This is a genomic window from Streptomyces sp. NPDC039423, assembly GCF_055598725.1.
Genome location: NZ_JBVKAH010000003.1, coordinates 242,001 through 258,638 on the forward strand (window position 1 = coordinate 242,001; position 16,638 = coordinate 258,638).

Annotated in this window: 15 protein-coding genes and 1 pseudogene; 4 read left to right on the forward strand and 12 right to left on the reverse strand. The window is 73.3% G+C overall.

What is annotated here, in order from left to right:
• Positions 1 to 85: 85 nt before the first annotated feature.
• Entirely contained in the window at positions 86 to 547 is a 462-nt protein-coding gene (locus ACZ7LK_RS11820; protein WP_471139956.1) for a hypothetical protein, read from the reverse strand.
• A gap of 113 nt (positions 548 to 660) precedes the next feature.
• On the opposite strand from ACZ7LK_RS11820, the gene ACZ7LK_RS11825 reads away from it, so the two are divergent.
• Complete coding sequence (locus ACZ7LK_RS11825) at positions 661 to 1,101, forward strand: NUDIX hydrolase (protein ID WP_392273035.1); 441 nt, start codon at positions 661 to 663, stop codon at positions 1,099 to 1,101.
• A gap of 49 nt (positions 1,102 to 1,150) precedes the next feature.
• Here the strand turns inward: ACZ7LK_RS11825 and ACZ7LK_RS11830 are convergent.
• From ACZ7LK_RS11830 to ACZ7LK_RS11840, 3 genes and pseudogenes are all read right to left on the reverse strand, one after another.
• A pseudogene (locus ACZ7LK_RS11830) lies at positions 1,151 to 2,062 on the reverse strand (sigma-70 family RNA polymerase sigma factor).
• 80 nt (positions 2,063 to 2,142) lie between these two features.
• On the reverse strand, positions 2,143 to 2,907 hold the full coding sequence (locus ACZ7LK_RS11835; protein ID WP_392273033.1) for a VC0807 family protein: 765 nt from the start codon (positions 2,905 to 2,907) through the stop codon (positions 2,143 to 2,145).
• Positions 2,908 to 3,439: 532 nt separating this feature from the next.
• The gene (locus ACZ7LK_RS11840) at positions 3,440 to 5,098 is read right to left on the reverse strand and encodes a serine/threonine-protein kinase (protein ID WP_471139958.1); all 1,659 of its coding nucleotides are present in this window, start codon (positions 5,096 to 5,098) and stop codon (positions 3,440 to 3,442) included.
• A gap of 189 nt (positions 5,099 to 5,287) precedes the next feature.
• On the opposite strand from ACZ7LK_RS11840, the gene ACZ7LK_RS11845 reads away from it, so the two are divergent.
• A complete protein-coding gene (locus ACZ7LK_RS11845) occupies positions 5,288 to 5,806 on the forward strand; it encodes an SRPBCC family protein (protein WP_392273031.1) in 519 nt (172 codons plus the stop codon).
• A 70-nt stretch (positions 5,807 to 5,876) separates the two neighbouring features.
• On the opposite strand, the gene ACZ7LK_RS11850 is transcribed toward ACZ7LK_RS11845, so the two are convergent.
• A complete protein-coding gene (locus ACZ7LK_RS11850) occupies positions 5,877 to 7,061 on the reverse strand; it encodes a low temperature requirement protein A (RefSeq protein WP_471139961.1) in 1,185 nt (394 codons plus the stop codon).
• A gap of 102 nt (positions 7,062 to 7,163) precedes the next feature.
• On the reverse strand, positions 7,164 to 8,288 hold the full coding sequence (locus ACZ7LK_RS11855) for an AI-2E family transporter (protein WP_469465094.1): 1,125 nt from the start codon (positions 8,286 to 8,288) through the stop codon (positions 7,164 to 7,166).
• 274 nt (positions 8,289 to 8,562) lie between these two features.
• Here ACZ7LK_RS11855 and ACZ7LK_RS11860 point away from each other — a divergent pair, with 274 nt between their 5' ends.
• Positions 8,563 to 9,846: a serine hydrolase domain-containing protein gene (locus ACZ7LK_RS11860; RefSeq protein WP_471139964.1), complete on the forward strand. Its 1,284-nt coding sequence runs from the start codon at positions 8,563 to 8,565 to the stop codon at positions 9,844 to 9,846.
• A 102-nt stretch (positions 9,847 to 9,948) separates the two neighbouring features.
• Here the strand turns inward: ACZ7LK_RS11860 and ACZ7LK_RS11865 are convergent, their stop codons facing one another.
• From ACZ7LK_RS11865 to ACZ7LK_RS11890, 6 genes are all read right to left on the reverse strand, one after another.
• The gene (locus ACZ7LK_RS11865) at positions 9,949 to 10,482 is read right to left on the reverse strand and encodes a GNAT family N-acetyltransferase (RefSeq protein WP_392273027.1); all 534 of its coding nucleotides are present in this window, start codon (positions 10,480 to 10,482) and stop codon (positions 9,949 to 9,951) included.
• A 74-nt stretch (positions 10,483 to 10,556) separates the two neighbouring features.
• Complete coding sequence (locus ACZ7LK_RS11870; RefSeq protein WP_471139967.1) at positions 10,557 to 11,984, reverse strand: DEAD/DEAH box helicase; 1,428 nt, start codon at positions 11,982 to 11,984, stop codon at positions 10,557 to 10,559.
• A gap of 116 nt (positions 11,985 to 12,100) precedes the next feature.
• Entirely contained in the window at positions 12,101 to 13,090 is a 990-nt protein-coding gene (locus tag ACZ7LK_RS11875; RefSeq protein WP_392273025.1) for an amino acid ABC transporter permease, read from the reverse strand.
• Entirely contained in the window at positions 13,087 to 13,752 is a 666-nt protein-coding gene (locus ACZ7LK_RS11880; protein WP_392273024.1) for an amino acid ABC transporter permease, read from the reverse strand. Before ACZ7LK_RS11880 ends, ACZ7LK_RS11875 begins: the two co-directional genes overlap by 4 nt.
• 10 nt (positions 13,753 to 13,762) lie before the next feature.
• Positions 13,763 to 14,608, reverse strand: coding sequence for a glutamate ABC transporter substrate-binding protein (locus ACZ7LK_RS11885; RefSeq protein ID WP_392273023.1), 846 nt, complete (start codon positions 14,606 to 14,608; stop codon positions 13,763 to 13,765).
• Positions 14,609 to 14,652: 44 nt separating this feature from the next.
• Positions 14,653 to 15,417, reverse strand: a complete 765-nt coding sequence (locus ACZ7LK_RS11890) for an amino acid ABC transporter ATP-binding protein (protein WP_469465097.1) — start codon at positions 15,415 to 15,417, stop codon at positions 14,653 to 14,655.
• A gap of 179 nt (positions 15,418 to 15,596) precedes the next feature.
• Between ACZ7LK_RS11890 and ppk2 the strand changes: the two genes are divergently transcribed.
• The gene (gene ppk2, locus ACZ7LK_RS11895; RefSeq protein WP_469465098.1) at positions 15,597 to 16,634 is read left to right on the forward strand and encodes a polyphosphate kinase 2; all 1,038 of its coding nucleotides are present in this window, start codon (positions 15,597 to 15,599) and stop codon (positions 16,632 to 16,634) included.
• Positions 16,635 to 16,638: the final 4 nt, after the last annotated feature.

The following is a 16,638-nucleotide window of genomic DNA, read 5'->3' on the forward strand; positions in this document are numbered from 1 at the left end:
CCCGGGGCGAACCGGACCACCGGCGGCGCGTGACGACGACGCGCGTGACGGCGCGCCCGGCAGCCGTCGGGCACCCGGCTGTGCGTCAGGGACCCGGCGGAGCGGGCGGCGGTGGCGGTGGTGGCGGGTATGCCGGCGGGGGCGGGACCCGGGGCCGGGCCGGCCGCGCGGCCGCGGGGGGCGGGGGGACCGCCGGGGGGAGGTCCGGTCGAGCGGGGCGCCGGGGCCGGGGCGGCGCGGGTGCCGGGGCGGGGGGCGGTGGGCCGGGGGGAGGCGGTGGAGGCGCTTCGGCCGCCGACAGCAGCGGCCCGCCCGCGCGGAGCCGGGCGATGGTCAGCGCGGCCCGGCGACGGGCGTCCGGGGCGTCGTCCCGCTGGTAGACCAGCCGCACGCCCGCGGGCCACACGTTCTCGACGGCGAGCGGCCGGTAGCCCAGCGCGTGGCCGATCCCCTCGATGCGGCGGCGCGTCGCGGCGGAGGCGTCGCCCGGCAGCAGTTCGACCCGGCCGCGTCCGTCGAACCGCGCACGTATGTCGTCGTCCCTCACCCGACCCGCTTTCCGGAGCCCGGCGGCCGGCCGGCCGCCCCCGTGCCATGATCCTCCCACGTGGCGCCGGGGCGGGCCCGGTAATGCGCCGGGTCCCGCGGAGGGGGAAGAGCATGACCGAGGTACGGACGCGGGTGTCCGCGTACGCGCTCGCGCTGCGGGAGGGCCGGCTGCTGCTCACCCGGCTGTCGGAGACGTCCCCGGTCTTCGCTCCCGGGCTGTGGCATCTGCCGGGCGGCGGGATCGACCCCGGCGAGCAGCCGGTGGAGGCCCTGGCGCGGGAACTCCGCGAGGAGACCGGCCTGGAGCTCCGCGCCGCCCGGCTGCTCGACGCCCGGACCTACGCGGCCCGCCGCGGCGGGGTGGAGTGGCACGTGACCGGACTGTTCTACGCGGTCGGGCTCGACGGCGGCGCGCCGGAGGTGTCGGAGACCGGGGGGTCCACCGACGCGGTCGGCTGGCTTCCGCTGCCGGACCTGCGCGACGCGGTGCTCTCCCCGGCCGCCGTCGACGGGGTACGGCTGCTCACCGGTCGCGCCGCCCCGGCCCCGTGACCCCACGCCCGGGGGCCCGGCCCCGGGCCCCCGGGCGCGCGCCCCCGGTTCAGCCGTCGTGCGGCACGCCGTCGTGCAGCGCGCCCGGGTCGATCCCCGCGAGGCGCTCGGGGTCGGTGAGGATGTCGAGGGCCGTGATCCTGCCGCCCCGGACGGTGAACGCCATCACCGACACGGCACGGCCCGCGTCGACCGCGACCACTCCCGGCGAGCCGTTGACCAGCACCGGCAGCCCGGCCTGCGCGAACCGGGCGAACGTGATGGCCTGCGAGGCCACGTCGGCCGCGCCCTGGCGCAGCAGGCTCGGGCGCAGGCCGCCGCCGTCGGAGCGGGCCACGACATCCGGGTCGAGGACGGCGAGGAGCGCGTCGAAGTCCCCGCCGCGCGAGGCGGTGAGGAAGGCGTCCACGACCTCGCGCCGGCGGGCCGGGTCGGTGTCCGGGGCGGGTGCCGCCTTCTCGACCCGGCGGCGGGCACGGCCGGCGAGTTGACGGGTGGAGGCGGCCGTCCGGCCCAGGACGGTGGCGATCTCCTCGAAGGGCACGGCGAACAGGTCGTGCAGGACGAACGCGAGCCGTTCCGCGGGTGCGAGGGTGTCCAGGACGATCATGAGGGCGATGCCGACGTCGTCGGCGACGAGCATCTCCTGCTCGGGGTCCACGCCGTGCGGGCCGCTGACCACCGGGTCCGGCAGCCTGACCTGTCCGTCCGGGGCCTCCAGCGGGTGTTCGCGGCGGGTGGCGCGGGCGCGCAGCATGTCGAGGCAGACGCGGCCGACGACGGTCGTCAGCCAGCCGCCCAGGTTGCGTACGTCCGAGACGTCGGACCGGTCGAGCCTGAGCCAGGTTTCCTGGACGGCGTCCTCCGCTTAGCCGAGAGAGCCCAGCATGCGGTAGCCCACCGCCCGTAGGTGGGCGCGGTGTTCCTCGAAGCGGCGGGCCAGGAGTTCCGCGTCGCTCACCGGCGTGTCCCCGTCGTCCGGTCCGGCGGTCGGCCCGCGGGCCCCGTCGGGCCCCGGCGGGCCGCTCGGGCGGCGGAGCGTCATGACGCCCGCGCCGGCGACGTGGGGGCGTCGACCGCCACGTCGCGCTCCTGCCCCTTGCGCCGGGCGCGCTTGCCGTACAGGGCCGTCCACACGGCCAGCGCGGCGAGGACGCCGTAGATCAGCACCGGGCTGAGGACCACCATGGTGTCGGTGCTGAGCAGGTAGGTCAGGGCGATACGGGCGACGGCCTCGACGCAGTACGCCACGCCCCAGACCGTCGTCATCGTCCGCAGGGTCCTGCGGAAACCCTCGTACTGCCACAGGCCGTTCCACCAGGCGGTGCTCCGCGGGGTGCCGTCGGTCGCGAACTTGCGGCCGAAGTAGAACATGAGCGGTCGCGGGGCCAGCAGGGTGGCCAGGCACAGCAGGCCGAACAGGCCGGTGACGGCGGAGTCCTTGACCATGAGGGCCCGGGCCGTGTGGGCGCCGACGAGCGACACCACCGCGGTGAGCACCAGGAACACCAGGGTGACGACGGCGAATTCGTCGAGGCGGCGACGCCAGGCGATGTGGACCGCACTGTCGAGGACCGGCCAGACACCGCCCGCGAGGAGCGCGCCGAACTCGCTCCAGCCGTGGTCGCGGAGCAGCTTGTACGTGATGATGGGCGCGACGACGTTGAGGGTGATGGTCACGGCCCAGCCGAGGGCGGCCGCGCCTCCGGACCGGGCCGGCCGGTCCGGGGCGTCCTGGGCCCGGTCCCCCGGCGCGTCCGGTGACGTGCGTACGTCGTGTGTGTCCGGGGTGTCTCGGACGGGCATGGTTCCCCCTGAAAGTGCCTGGTCAGTGCAACAGTCGAAACGTAGATCACGCTCGTGGGGCGGGACCAGCGGCCGGGTGCCAAATGATCACCAAATCTGGTCGGACCGGTGTGGTCGCCCCGCGGTGGGACGGGCGTCCCCGGTGAGGCGTGGGCGGCGCCCGCGGTGGGTGCATGCGTGTCGCCTTCCCTGCATCCCGCCGAGATCACCCCGGCGGGCGCCGTCGCCGCGATCAGGCCGAAAACACACCTGTGGGGCCGGCTTCGCGTGACCACGCCCGGCAGGGAGGACGGGCCCTCCGAAGGTGGTTGACCCGGTTGTTGACGGTGCGTCACCGGATGGGGCGTCGCGGTGGCCCTGGGGGTGGCGGACGTAGGTGTCGGCCCGGTGCCGCGCGGGGACGGCGAAGCCCCGCCGCGAGGGGGGGGAGACGCGGCGGGGCTTGAGGTGCTGGTGCCCCGTGCACCGGCGATCATGCCGGGCTTTTTTCGGGGACGTCGGTCCGCGCCGGGAGCGCGGGCCGACGTGGTGCCTACAGGTCGCCGATGCGGTACTGCGAGCGGGCGGTGGCCAACAGGTCGTCGGCCGTCGCCTCCGCCGACTTGCCGGCCGGCACGTCCACGTTGAGCGTGAGACGTTCCTGCTTGCTGTTGATCACGACGAGCGTCTTGGACAGGCGCCGCGGGGCGCCGTCGTCCTGCTGCTTGCTGTAGGTGACGGTGAGCACGGCGGCGTCACGGCCCTGCTCGGTGGCCGGCTTCACGGAGGCGACCGCGGCGGTGCCGCCGGTGGGAGGGGAGGCGGTCTCGTACTCCTGCTTCCAGCGCTGGGCCGTCGCCATGGCGGTCTCGGTGGCCTTCTCCTTCTTGTCGACCAGGAGCGTCATGTCGCCCTTCGGGGAGGTGTAGCGGGTGGCGACGTAGGCGCCGTCGGAGCTCTCCAGGTCGTCCGCGGTGGTGATGGTCCAGTCGGCCGGGGCGGCGACGGTGACCCGCATGCGGTACTCCTCGTAACGCTTCCAGCCGTCCGGGACGTCGTCGCCGCCGAACGGGACGACCAGGGCCACGACCAGGGCGGCCACCACCGCGGCGGCGGCGAGGGCGAGGGGCAGCGGCCGCAGCAGGCGGCGCGCGAGCGAGGGGGCGGGCAGCGCCGCCTCCGGGCCCGCCTGCCGGGTGGGGGCGGGGGCGGGTGCCGACGGCCGGGGAGGGGGGTCCGCCGCGGCACGCAGCATCGGCAGCGCCGCCTGGGCGGTGAGCCGGTTCTCCGGCTCCTTGCGCAGCAGACCGGTGACGACCGCGGTCAGCTCCGCCGACTGCTGGGGCGGCGGGAGTTCGGCGAGCAGGATGGCCTGGAGCGTGGACGGCGTGGTCTGGCGGCGGAACGGCGACACGCCCTCGACGGCCTGGTAGAGCATCACGCCGAGGGACCAGAGGTCGGACTCCGCGCCGGCCCGGCGGCCGAGCACCCGCTCGGGGGCGATGTACTCGGGCGAGCCGACGAAGCCCCCGGTCTCGGTGAGCTTCTGTTCGCCCTCGACCTGGGCGATGCCGAAGTCGGTGAGCACCACGCGGTCGTGGCGGCCGACCATCACGTTGCCGGGCTTCACGTCCCGGTGCAGCACACCGGCCTCATGCGCCGCGCTGAGCGCGCCCAGGACGGCGAGCCCGATCCGGGCGGCCTCGCGCGGCGGCAGCGTGCCCTCGTCGAGGAGTTCGGCGAGCGACTTGCCCCGCAGCAGCTCCATCACGATCCAGGGGCTGTCGCCCTCGATCACGACGTCGTGGATGGCCACCACCGACGGGTGGTCGATGCGCGCCGCGGCACGGGCCTCCCGCTGCATGCGCTGGTAGGCGGTGTGGCGCTCCGCGGAGCTGAAGTGCTCGGGAACGCGTGGTTCCTTGATGGCGACGTCGCGGTCCACCACCTCGTCGCGGCACCGCCAGACCGTGCCCATGCCCCCGGAGCCGAGCCTCTCCAGCAGCCGGTAGCGGCCGCCGACGAGGCGGCCCGCGCCGGGCTGTGCGGCGCCGGCCCCGGAGGCGCCGGCCCCGGAGGCGGCGGCCCCGCCGTGACCGTCCGGACGCGGCGGCCCGGCCTCCGGCTCCCGGGTCGCCGGTACGGACGCCTGAAGAGGTGGCTGGAGCCCGTAGCTCGTCGGTTCCTGCTGTCGTCCCCCGCTGTTGTTCATGCGCCTATGATGCACGGCCGGCCGGCGCTCCCGAAGCCGGGCCGTACCCCGCTGCGCGGCCGGGACCGGGACGGTGTGGGAACGGGGGGCGGCGGGGGCCGGGGGACCGCCCCGCCGGGGACCGGCTACCTGTGAGTAGGGTGTGGGCCCCGGACTGTACGGGACAGCCGGCGACGAGGAGGCACAACCATGCCCCGCACCATGTCCGTGTCGGACAGCATCGTGATCAACGCCGCCCCCGCGACCGTGTACGAGGCGGTCGCCGACCCCACGGCGATGGGCCGCTGGAGCCCGGAGAACCGCGGGGCGACGGTGCTCGGTGAGCGGCGTGGCGCGTACGTGGGCATGGTCTTCGCCGGGCACAACAAGCGCGGCTCCATCACCTGGACGACCAAGTGCACGGTGACGGCCGCCGATCCCGGGGAGCGCTTCGCGTTCCGGGTGCACGCCATCGGGGCGCGGCGGCCGTGGCTGCCCGGTGCGATCGCGACGTGGGAGTACCGCTTCGAGCCGGCCGAGGGCGGCACCCGCGTGACGGAGACGTGGACGGACGACCGGCGGGCGTGGCCGGACGCCCTGGCGAACGCCTTCGACCGGCTGGCGACCCGGGGGCAGGTGTTCTCCGACTTCCAGCGGCGCAACATCCGCACCACGCTGGAGGGTCTGAAGAAGGCGCTGGAGTCCGACGGCGAGCCCGCCGGCCGCTGACCGGCCGTCACACCACGCGGCCGTACGGCCCCGGTGCGCGCACCGCCCGGGGCCGGTGCGTTCCGGGGCGTCAGCCGAGCGCCGTGCCGCCCGGCGCCGCCCGGCGCCGGGCGACGGCCCTGGCGTACAGCAGGTGCAGGACCGCCTCGGCGGCCAGCAGGGCGACGACGAGCCATGGGGCCAGGTGGTCCGACACGGCGATCAGCACCAGCGGTACGCCGATCCCCGGCAGCGCCCACACGGCGACGGCGCCCACGGGGCGGCCGAACCGTAGCGCGATCGCGGCGTGCGCGGCGTGGTAGAGGGCGAGGCCGCCCGCGAGGGCCCACACCGCACCGTGGTGCAGATGGGCGTGCCCGGCCTCCTCGACGGCGGTCGCGAGACCGGCCGCGAGGCACAGGATCGCCGCGGTGACGAAGAAGTGCAGGAAGGCCGCCACGTCACGGGAGAGGACGTACGCGCGCTCCGGTTCGGCCGAGCCGAGCACCAGCTCCGCCGCGACCGACCCGAAGTCGAAGTACGACCACCACAGGGCGGCCAGCAGCGTGAAGCCGAGCACCGCCACGACGCCGGCCGCGCCCGTCCAGACATGGTCCGTGGAGGTGACGAGCGAGAGCACCGACTCGCCGAAGACGATGATGACGAACAGGCCCACCCGCTCCACCAGCAGACCCGTGTGCAGCCGCCTGGGCATGCCCCTGCCGCGCGCGGTCAGCAGCAGCACCAGCTCCGCCGCGATGAGCGCGGCCCACACGACGTAACGCCACTCGCCGGGCACGGCCACCGAGGCCGCCCACAGCACCCCCGACACCAGGCAGTACGTCAGGGGCCGCCACCTGGGCACACGGGCGGGCGGCGGGTAGCGGGTCGCGGGCCACCAGAGCCCGAGCAGCACCAGCCGGGTCCCGGCGTAGCCGAGCGCGTACGCCGCCGAACGCGTCCCGTCCTCGTCCGCCTCCGGCACGGCGGCGGCCATCGTGGCCAGGCAGAGCATCGCGAACAGCATCAGCAGCCGGCGGCGCGCGCTGTCCAGGTCGAACAGGTTGGCGGACACCATCAGGTTGATCCACATCCACCACGGCGGGAAGTACAGGCCCAGGAACACCCCGAACTCGCGCCATCCCGGGTCGCCGTGGAGAGTGTGCGAGAGCTGGGCGGCGAACGCGACGAAGACGAGGTCGAAGAACAGCTCGAGCCACGCCGCGTGGCGGCCCTGTTCGTCGCGCGGGGTGGCCGCCGGAGCCGCGGTGCTCATGGAACCGTCCCTGAGTGATCCTGGGCGAAACCTGACATCACGGCCATCACACCACGGCGGTCGCGGCCCGGACGGCATGTGGGGCCGTCCGGGCCGGGAGGGTTACGACGGGACGGCGGAACCCAGGTGCTCCTCGCCGGCCTCCGGGGCGTCCGGATCCTCCGTCGGGTCGGCGAGCTGCTCGCGCAGGTGGTTCCAGACGACCGCGACCAGGGCCGCCGCCGGCACCGCCAGCAGGCTGCCCACCACGCCGGCGAGGCTGCCGCCGAGGGTCACCGCCAGCAGGACGACCGCCGCGTGCAGGCCGAGTCCCCGGCTCTGGATCATCGGCTGGAACACATTGCCCTCCAGCTGCTGGACCACGACGATGATCGCCAGCACGATCAGGGCGTCCGTCAGCCCGTTCGACACCAGCGCGATGAGCACCGCGACCAGACCGGCGAAGAGGGCGCCGACGATCGGCACGAACGCCGAGACGAACGTGAGCACCGCCAGCGGCAGGACGAGCGGCACGCCCACGATCCACAGGCCGATGCCGATGAACACGGCGTCCAGCAGGCCGACGAAGGCCTGGGACCGCACGAACGCCCCGAGGGTGTCCCAGCAGCGCGCCGCCACGACCGGGAGGTCGGAGGCCAGCCGGCCGGGAAGCTGACGCGTCAGCCACGGCAGGAAGCGCGGGCCGTCCTTGAGGAAGAAGAACATCAGGAAGAGGGCCAGCACGGCGGTGACCAGACCGCTGAACACGGTGCCCACCCCCGTGACGACGGCGGTGACCATGCTGCCCAGGCTGCTCTGCACACGGGCGACCGCCGCGTCGAGGGCACCGGTGATCTGGTCGTCGCCTATGTTGAGCGGCGGCCCGGCGGCCCATTCGCGCAGCTTCTGGATGCCGTCGGCCACACCGTCGGCGAGCTCGCCCGACTGGGACGCCACGGGCACGGCGATCAGCGCCACCACCCCGGCGGCCGCCAGCAGGAACAGCACGGTCACCACCGACGCCGCCAGCGCGGGCGGCCACCCGCGCCGCCGCAGGAAGCGCGTCAGCGGCCACGTCAGCGTGGTGAGCAGCAGGCCCACGATGAGCGGCCACACGACCGACCACATCCGGCCCAGCAGCCAGAGGACCACCGCGGCCATCACGAGCACCAGCAGCATCTCGGCGGACACACGCGCCGACGTACGGAGCGCGGCGGCCGCCTTCCGGGAATTCAAGGGGGCAGACATGGGGGCCACCCTATGGGTCCCCCGATCGGGTCCCCCGGTCGCGCCCCCGCCCCCGTCCGGCACGGCCCGGCGGCCCGCGCACCGCCGCCGACCCGCCCGGGGGCCTGACGGTGCGTCAACCATGAAAAGGGCGGGCCGTGTCGGGAACCGGCGGCGTGCGTTGACACTCATGGTCCATGGGTACGGGAGACGGCGCGTCACGGCGCCGGAGCTCCCGCCGCATTCCCGGCACACGCCATCCCGTGTGCCCCACCGATCGAGTCGAGGACCTGACGTGACCTTGTCGCCGCACAGACGCCTGGCACTGAGCGCCACCCTGATCGCCGCGATCGCCGGTGGGGTGGTCTCCCCCGCCACGACCGCCTTCGCCGCGCCCTCCGCCCCGGCCGCCCCCGCGCACGCGCCGGCCGCCGCGAGCCCGGCCGCGTCCACCGCGCCCGCCCCCGACATGGAGGGCGTGGCGGCGGCGCTGGACGCCGCCATGGCCAACGGGGCGCCCGGGGCGATGGCCCGGTTCACCGGCCCGGACGGCGTGCTGACCCGGACCGCCGGTGTCCGTGACCGTGCCTCGGGCGCGGCCATGGACACCCGGGCGCGCTTCCGGATCGGCAGCGTCAGCAAGACCTTCTCCAGCGTGGTACTGCTCCAGCTCGTCGACGAGCGCAAGGTGGAGCTCGACGCCCCGGTCAACCGCTACCTGCCCGGCCTGCTGCCGGACGACCGGATCACGGTGCGGCACCTGCTGACGCACCGCAGTGGGCTGGCGGACTACACCGACGCCATGTTCGCCCGGACCGTGCCGGGCTTCGAGTCCGTACGGAACCGGGTCTTCAGCTACCAGGAGCTGGTGGACCTGTCGCTGGCCGAACCGCGCACCACCGAGCCGGGGGTGGCGTACAAGTACTCGAACGCCAACTTCGTGGTGGTCGGCATGCTCATCGAGAAGGTCACCGGCAAGCCGGTGGGCAAGGAGTACGAGCGCCGCATCATCAAGCCGCTCGGGTTGCGCAACACGTCGTACGTGCACCCCGACACCCGCATCGAGGGCCCGCGGGTGCGCGGCTACCTGCACCCCGACGAGGCCGGAGCGCCGCTGGTCGACTCCACGGAGCAGACGGTGTCCTGGGCGCAGTCGGCCGGTGCGGTCATCTCCGCCCCGGCGGACCTGAACACCTTCATGACCGCGCTGATGCGGGGCAGGCTGCTGTCGCCGCGGACGCTGGAGGCGATGACCACGGTCACCCCGACGGACGCCACCAACACACGGTTCTACGGGCTGGGCCTGCGCCGTTACGACCTGTCCTGCGGCGCCCAGGTGTTCGGGCACACCGGCACCGTACAGGGGTACTACACCTACGCGTTCTCGACGCGGGACGGCCGCCGCAGCCTCGCCGCGATGGCGAACACGTCCAACCGGGGCGCGGCCAACACCGCGCTCGGCGGGACGCTGGAGGCCGCGTTCTGCGGGAAGAAGCCGGCCGCGGCCGCGAAGGCGCGGGCCGCGCGCGGGGTGCCGCCGGTGCTGCCGGCCGAGGCGGACCTGCCCGAGCGGCGCTGACACCGGCGGCAGCCCTGGGCGGGCCGCTCCGCCGGTGAGGCCCCCGCGGCGACCCGCAGCGGGGGCCTCTCGGCCCGGTCCGCGCACGGGCCCGGGCGGCGGTCAGCCCTGGTACTCCGACAGGTCGATGGCGTGCACCCGCAGCGGGAACCCGTACCGCGGGTCGACGGTCTCGCGCTCCGGCGACATGCCCAGCTTGCGCATCACGTTCTCCGAGGCGGTGTGACCGGCCCGGCAGATGCTGACGACCCGGTCCAGCCCGCGGTCCTGGAGGGCGAACTCCAGCGTGGCCTGCGCGGCCTCGGAGGCGTACCCCTGGCCCCAGAACGGCCGGCCCAGCCGCCAGCCGACCTCCACCGCCGGCAGCACCTCGGGCAGGAAGTCCGGCACCGACAGGCCGGTGAACCCGGCCAGCTCGCCCGAGCCGAGCAGTTCGACGGCGAACAGCCCGAAGCCCTCCTCGTCCCACTCCTCCTCCCAGCGCTCGATCGCCTCGGCGGTCTCCTCCAGGTCGAGGACGGAGCCGTCGCGGACCCATTCCATTACCGCCGGGTCGGCGTTGATCTCGGCCATGGGCATCAGGTCCTCCTCGCGCCAGCGGCGCAGCAGGAGGCGTGGTGTGTGGATCTCGGTCATGCGCCCATCCTCCCACCTGGCCGGGGAGCGGCTCGCGGGGGTCGCGACACCGCCGGGGCGACGCGCCCCGGCGGTCAGCGGGACTTGCGGACCTGGGCGGCCCGCCGGGCCTCGGCGAGCTTGCGGGCCTCGGTGGTCCGGCGGGACTCCTTGGCGGGGCGGCCGGTGCCCATGCCCCGGAAGGCGGTGGTGCCGGCGGCGGAGTTCTTCGCCCGGTCGCCCGCCGGGGGGCGCCTGGCGCCGGTGATGCCGGTCAGCTTCTCCTCGCCGGAGCGCACCTGGGTGACGGTCGGCCTGATCCGGGCGTCCGACAGCATCCGGGTCACGTCCCGCCGCTGGCCGGGCGTGACCAGGGTGACGACCCGCCCCGACTCGCCCGCGCGTGCCGTGCGCCCGCCGCGGTGGAGGTAGTCCTTGGCGTCGGCGGGCGGGTCGACGTTGACGACCAGGTCGAGGTCGTCGACGTGGATGCCGCGGGCGGCGACGTTGGTGGCGACCAGGGCCGTCACCGTGCCCTCCTTGAACTGCGCCAGGGTGTGGGTGCGCTGGGGCTGCGACTTGCCGCTGTGCAGCGCGGCGGCCCGTACACCGCTGTCCCGGAGGTGGCGGGTGAAGCGGTCCACGCCCGCCTTGGTGTCCAGGAACAGCAGCACGCGTCCGTCCCGGGCCGCGATCTCGGTGGCGGTGGCGTACTTGTCGGCGGGGTGGACGTGCAGCACGTGGTGCTCCATCGTCGTGACCGAGCCCTCCACCCGGTCGACGGAGGCGAGCACCGGGTCGTGCAGGTACTGCCGCACCAGCCGGTCGACGTCCCGGTCGAGGGTGGCGGAGAACAGCATCCGCTGGCCGTCGGCGGGCGTCTGCTCCAGGATCTCCGATACCTGGGGCAGGAAGCCCATGTCGCACATCTGGTCCGCCTCGTCCAGCACCGTGATCCGGACCCGGTTCAGGTGGCAGTCACGGCGGGAGAGCAGGTCGGCCAGCCGGCCGGGGGTGGCGACGACGACCTCGGCGCCGTCCCGGAGGGACGAGGCCTGCCGTCCGATGGACAGCCCGCCGACCACGGTCGCCAGCCGCAGTCCGAGCGTCCGCGCGTAGGGCTCCAGCGCGTCGCCCACCTGCTGGGCGAGTTCCCTGGTCGGTACGAGCACCAGCGCGAGGGGTCGCTTGGGTTCGGCGCGCCGGCCCGCCGTGCGGACGAGCAGCGCGAGACCGAAGGCCAGCGTCTTGCCCGAGCCGGTCCGCGCGCGGCCCAGGACGTCCCGTCCGGCGAGCGCGTTCGGCAGGGTGGCGGCCTGGATCGGGAACGGCTCCCGCACCGAGAGGCCGGTCATGGTGGCCAGCAGCCGCGGGGGCAGGTCCAGCTCGGCGAAGGACGCGGCCGGCGGCAGGCCCGGGGTCACGGTCGCGGGGTCCCCGGGCTCGCCGGGCCGTGCCTCGGGGCGGGCCGCGCCGGTCTCGGGGGGCACGGGGGGCACGGCGGACGGTGGCTTCGCGTTCATGGGGAACCTTCCTCGGTCTGGTCGCCCGGAACGGACCGGGGCCCGTACCTCGTCGGTACGGGCCCCGGTCGCGTCGAAGCGCAGGGTCATTTTACCAGCGGGCGTGGCGCCGGGCGTCATGCCTTGGTGTCGTCGTCCCGTACGTCCGCGGGTCCGACGTGCTCGCCGGGCGTCGCCAGTTCCTCCACCGCGCCGGCTCCCACGACCGCGCCGGTCGACTTCCTGGCCCGCCGCAGGCGCCGCTCGAGCCATCCGGCGAAGGTGGTGAGCGCGAAGTTGAGGGCGACGAAGACGATCGCCACGAGGGTGAAGCTGGCGATGGTGTTCGCTCCGTAGTTGGCGCTCATCGGCCGGACGGAGGCCAACAGCTCGGAGAAGTTCAGCAGCGCGCCGCCGAGGGCGGTGTCCTTGACGATGACGACGAGCTGGCTGACGAGCGCCGGGAGCATGGCGGTCACCGACTGCGGCAGCAGGACGTACGTCATCGTCTGGCCCTTGCGCATGCCGATGGCCTTGGCCGCGTCGGTCTGCCCCCGGGGCAGGGCCAGAATGCCGGCCCGTACGACCTCGGCCAGGACCGAGGCGTTGTAGAGGACGAGCCCGGTGACCACCGCGTACAACGGACGGGACTCGGGGCTGATGTTGGTGAACTCGGCGTAGGCGGCGTTGGCGAACAGCATGAGGATCAGCACCGGGATGGCGCGGAAGAACTCCACCACCGTGCCGGCCGCGCCACGTACCCACCGGTGGTCGGAGAGCCGGCCGATCCCCAGGAGCGCGCCGAGCGGCAGGGCGATGGCCATGGAGAGCGCGGCGGCGATCACCGTGTTCTTCAGGCCGGGCAGGATGTACGTCGTCCAGGCCCGGCCGTCGGTGATGAGCGGGTCCCACTTGGCCCACTCGAGCTGGTTCTTGTCGGCGAGGCTTTGCCCGACCCACCAGACCAGCCCGGCGAGGGCGATGACGAAGCCCACGCTGTAGAGGACGTTCCGGCGCCGCGCGCGCGGTCCGGGGACGTCGTACAGGACGGCCGGCCGGTTCGTCGCCGCCTTCTTCGTCGCCTTCTTCGTCGCCTTGTCCGTCGTTTCCTTCGTCGTTTCCTTCATCGCCTCACCGCCACCTTCTTGCTGACCCAGCCGAGGAAGAGGCCGGTCGGGAGAGTGAGGCAGATGAAGCCGAAGGCGAAGATCACCGAGATGAGGATGAGCTGCGCCTCGTTCTCGATCATCTCGCGCATCAGCAGGGCGGCCTCGGCGACGCCGATGGTGGCGGCGACGGTGGTGTTCTTGGTGAGGGCGATCAGGACGTTGGCCAGCGGGCCCACGACCGACCGGAAGGCCTGTGGCAGGACGATCAGCCGCAGTACCTGCCCGAAGCCGAGGCCGATGGCGCGGGCCGCCTCGACCTGGCCGGGCGGGACGGTGTTGATGCCGGACCGCAGTGCCTCGCAGACGAAGGCGGAGGTGTAGGTGATCAGCCCGAGCACGGCGAGCCGGAAGTTGATGGTGGTGAAGTCCTTGGCGCCGAGGTCGACGCCGAGGGTCTGGAACAGGCCGAGCGAGGTGAAGACGATGATCACCGTGAGCGGGATGTTGCGGACGATGTTGACGTAGGCGGTGCCGAAGCCCCGCATCAGGGGGACGGGGCTGACGCGCATGGCGGCCAGCAGCGTCCCCCAGATCAGGGAGCCGATCGCGGAGTAGACGGTGAGCTGCACCGTCACCCAGAACGCTCCCAGCAGGTCGTACCCCTCGAGGAAGTCGAACACGTCGGTTCCCTCAGCCGACGATGACGCCGATCTTCGGGGCCGGTTCGTTCTTGTAGCCGGCCGGGCCGAAGTTCTTCTTCACGGCCGCCTCCCAGGAGCCGTCCGCGACCATCTTCTCCAGCGCGCTGTTGATCTCGGCCTTCAGTTCGCTGCCCTTCTGGACACCGATGCCGTAGTTCTCGTTGCTCATCTTGAAGCCGCCGAGCTTGAACTTGCCCTTGAACTGCTCCTGCGCGGCGTAGCCGGCCAGGATCGAGTCGTCGGTGGTCACGGCGTCGATCACACCGTTCTCCAGACCGGTCAGGCACTCCGAGTACCCGCCGTACTCCTGGAGCTGGGCCTTGGGGGCGAGCTTCGTCTTGACGTTCTGGGCGGACGTGGAGCCGGTCACCGAGCACAGCTTCTTGTTGTTGAGGTCGGCGGGCTTGGTGATCGAGTCGTCGTCGGCGCGCACGAGGACGTCCTGGTGCGCCAGCAGGTACGGACCGGCGAAGTCGACCTTCTGGGCCCGCTCGTCGTTGATCGAGTACGAGGCCACGATGTAGTCGACGTCACCGCGCTGGAGCATCGTCTCGCGGTCGGCGCTCTTCGCCTCCTTCCACACGATGTCACCCGGCTCGTGGCCGAGCTGCTTGGCCACGTAGGTGGCCACGTCGACGTCGAAGCCGGTGTAGTCGCCGTCCGGGGTCTTGAGTCCGATGCCGGGCTGGTCGAACTTGATGCCGACGTTGATCTTGTCGCCGTTCCCTCCCGAGCCGCCGTCCCCGCCGTCGTCGCCGCAGGCGGCGAGGGAGAAGGAGAGAGCGAGCGCGGCCGCCGCGGCCACACCGGCCTTGGTGAGCTTGTACGGGTTCATGGTGATCACCCCTGGAGCTGGTGCGCGCGGCACGGGACGTGGACTCAGTGATGGAGGATCTTCGACAGGAAGTCCCTGGCCCGGTCGCTGCGCGGATTGCTGAAGAACTGGTCCGGTGTGGTCTCCTCCACGATCCTGCCGTCCGCCATGAACACCACGCGGTTGGCGGCGGAGCGGGCGAAGCCCATCTCGTGGGTGACGACGACCATGGTCATCCCCTCACGGGCGAGTTGCTGCATGACCTCGAGGACCTCGTTGATCATCTCGGGGTCGAGCGCGGAGGTCGGCTCGTCGAACAGCATCACCTTCGGCTCCATCGCCAGCGCCCGCGCGATCGCGACCCGCTGTTGCTGACCGCCCGAGAGCTGGGCCGGGTACTTGTCGGCCTGGGAAGCGACACCCACCCGGTCGAGCAGCTCATGGGCCCGCTGTTCGGCGGCCTTCCTGTCCTTCCGCCGCACCTTGATCTGGCCGAGCGTGACGTTCTCCAGGACCGTCTTGTGGGCGAAGAGGTTGAACGACTGGAACACCATGCCCACGTCGGCGCGGAGCGCGGCCAGCTCCCGTCCCTCGGCGGGCAGGGGCCTGCCGTCGATGAGGATCTCGCCCGAGTCGATGGTCTCCAGCCGGTTGATGGCACGGCACAGGGTCGACTTGCCGCCGCCCGAGGGGCCGATGACGACGACGACCTCGCCACGGCCGACGGTCAGGTCGATGGCGCGCAGCACGTGGAGCGCGCCGAAGTGCTTGTCGACGTTCTTCAGCACGACGAGCGCGTCGTCGTGCCGGGCCTCGTCCCGGACGGGCATGGCACCCTCCTGGGTCACCGCCCCCCGCTGGCCGCTTTCCTCACGTTCATGCTCCGCCCTCCTCCGCGCTCCTGCACGCCGGGAGGGCCGTACGGGCCGCCGCGGCGGCCGCCGGAGCCGTTCGGGCGGGACGGGCCGGCGGTGGCGGTAGTCCGGGCGCGGGCGGGTAGGGGTGGGACATGGCGGAGGACATGGAACACGGGGAGCGCCGGGCCGAGGACCTGCTGGCGGGCCTGAGCGTGGACGCGAGCCGGCCGGAGCAGCCGGTGGTGCTGGACTCGGCGGGCGAGCCGATCCGTACCTGGCGGGAGAACTACCCGTACGACCGCAAGATCCGGCGCGGCGAGTACGAGCGGACCAAGCGGATCCTCCAGATCGAGCTGCTGAAGCTCCAGCGCTGGGTGAAGGACACCGGGGCCCGCCTGGTGGTGATCTGCGAGGGCAGGGACGCGGCGGGCAAGGGCGGCACGATCCAGCGGTTCACCGAGCGGCTCAACCCCCGGGGGGCGCGGATCGTCGCCCTGGACAAGCCGACCGAGCGGGAGAAGGGGCAGTGGTATTTCCAGCGGTACGTCGCCCATCTGCCGTCGGCCGGCGAGATCGTGTTCTTCGACCGGTCCTGGTACAACCGCGCGGGTGTCGAGAAGGTCATGGGTTTCTGCTCGGACGACGAGTACGAACGGTTCCTGCGCCAGTGCCCGCTCTTCGAGTCGATGCTCGTGCGGGACGGGATCCTGCTGGTGAAGTTCTGGTTCTCGGTGTCGCGCGGCGAGCAGCGGACCCGGTTCGCGATCCGCCAGGTCGATCCGGTGCGGCAGTGGAAGCTGTCGCCCACCGACGTGGCCTCGCTGGACCTGTGGGACGCGTACACCGCCGCCAAGGTGACGATGTTCCGTGCGACGGACACCGAGCACGCGCCGTGGACGGTGGTCAAGAGCAACGACAAGCGGCGGGCCCGGCTGGAGGCGATACGCAGCCTGCTGTGGCGCGTCGATTACGAGAACAAGGACACGTCCGCGGTCGGTGAGCCGGACCCCCTGATCGTGGGCGCCGCCGACACGCTGCTGGAGCCCGGCGAGGAGCCCTCCAGCCTCTCGCCGACGCCCCTCGCCGGCCCGCCCACCCGGCCGGGCCACCACCCCGAACCGGACGGCCGGGACGCGCCGGGGGCCCCGGGCCCGGGTGCTTCCGCCGAGGCCCCGGAGGACACCGACTGAGACT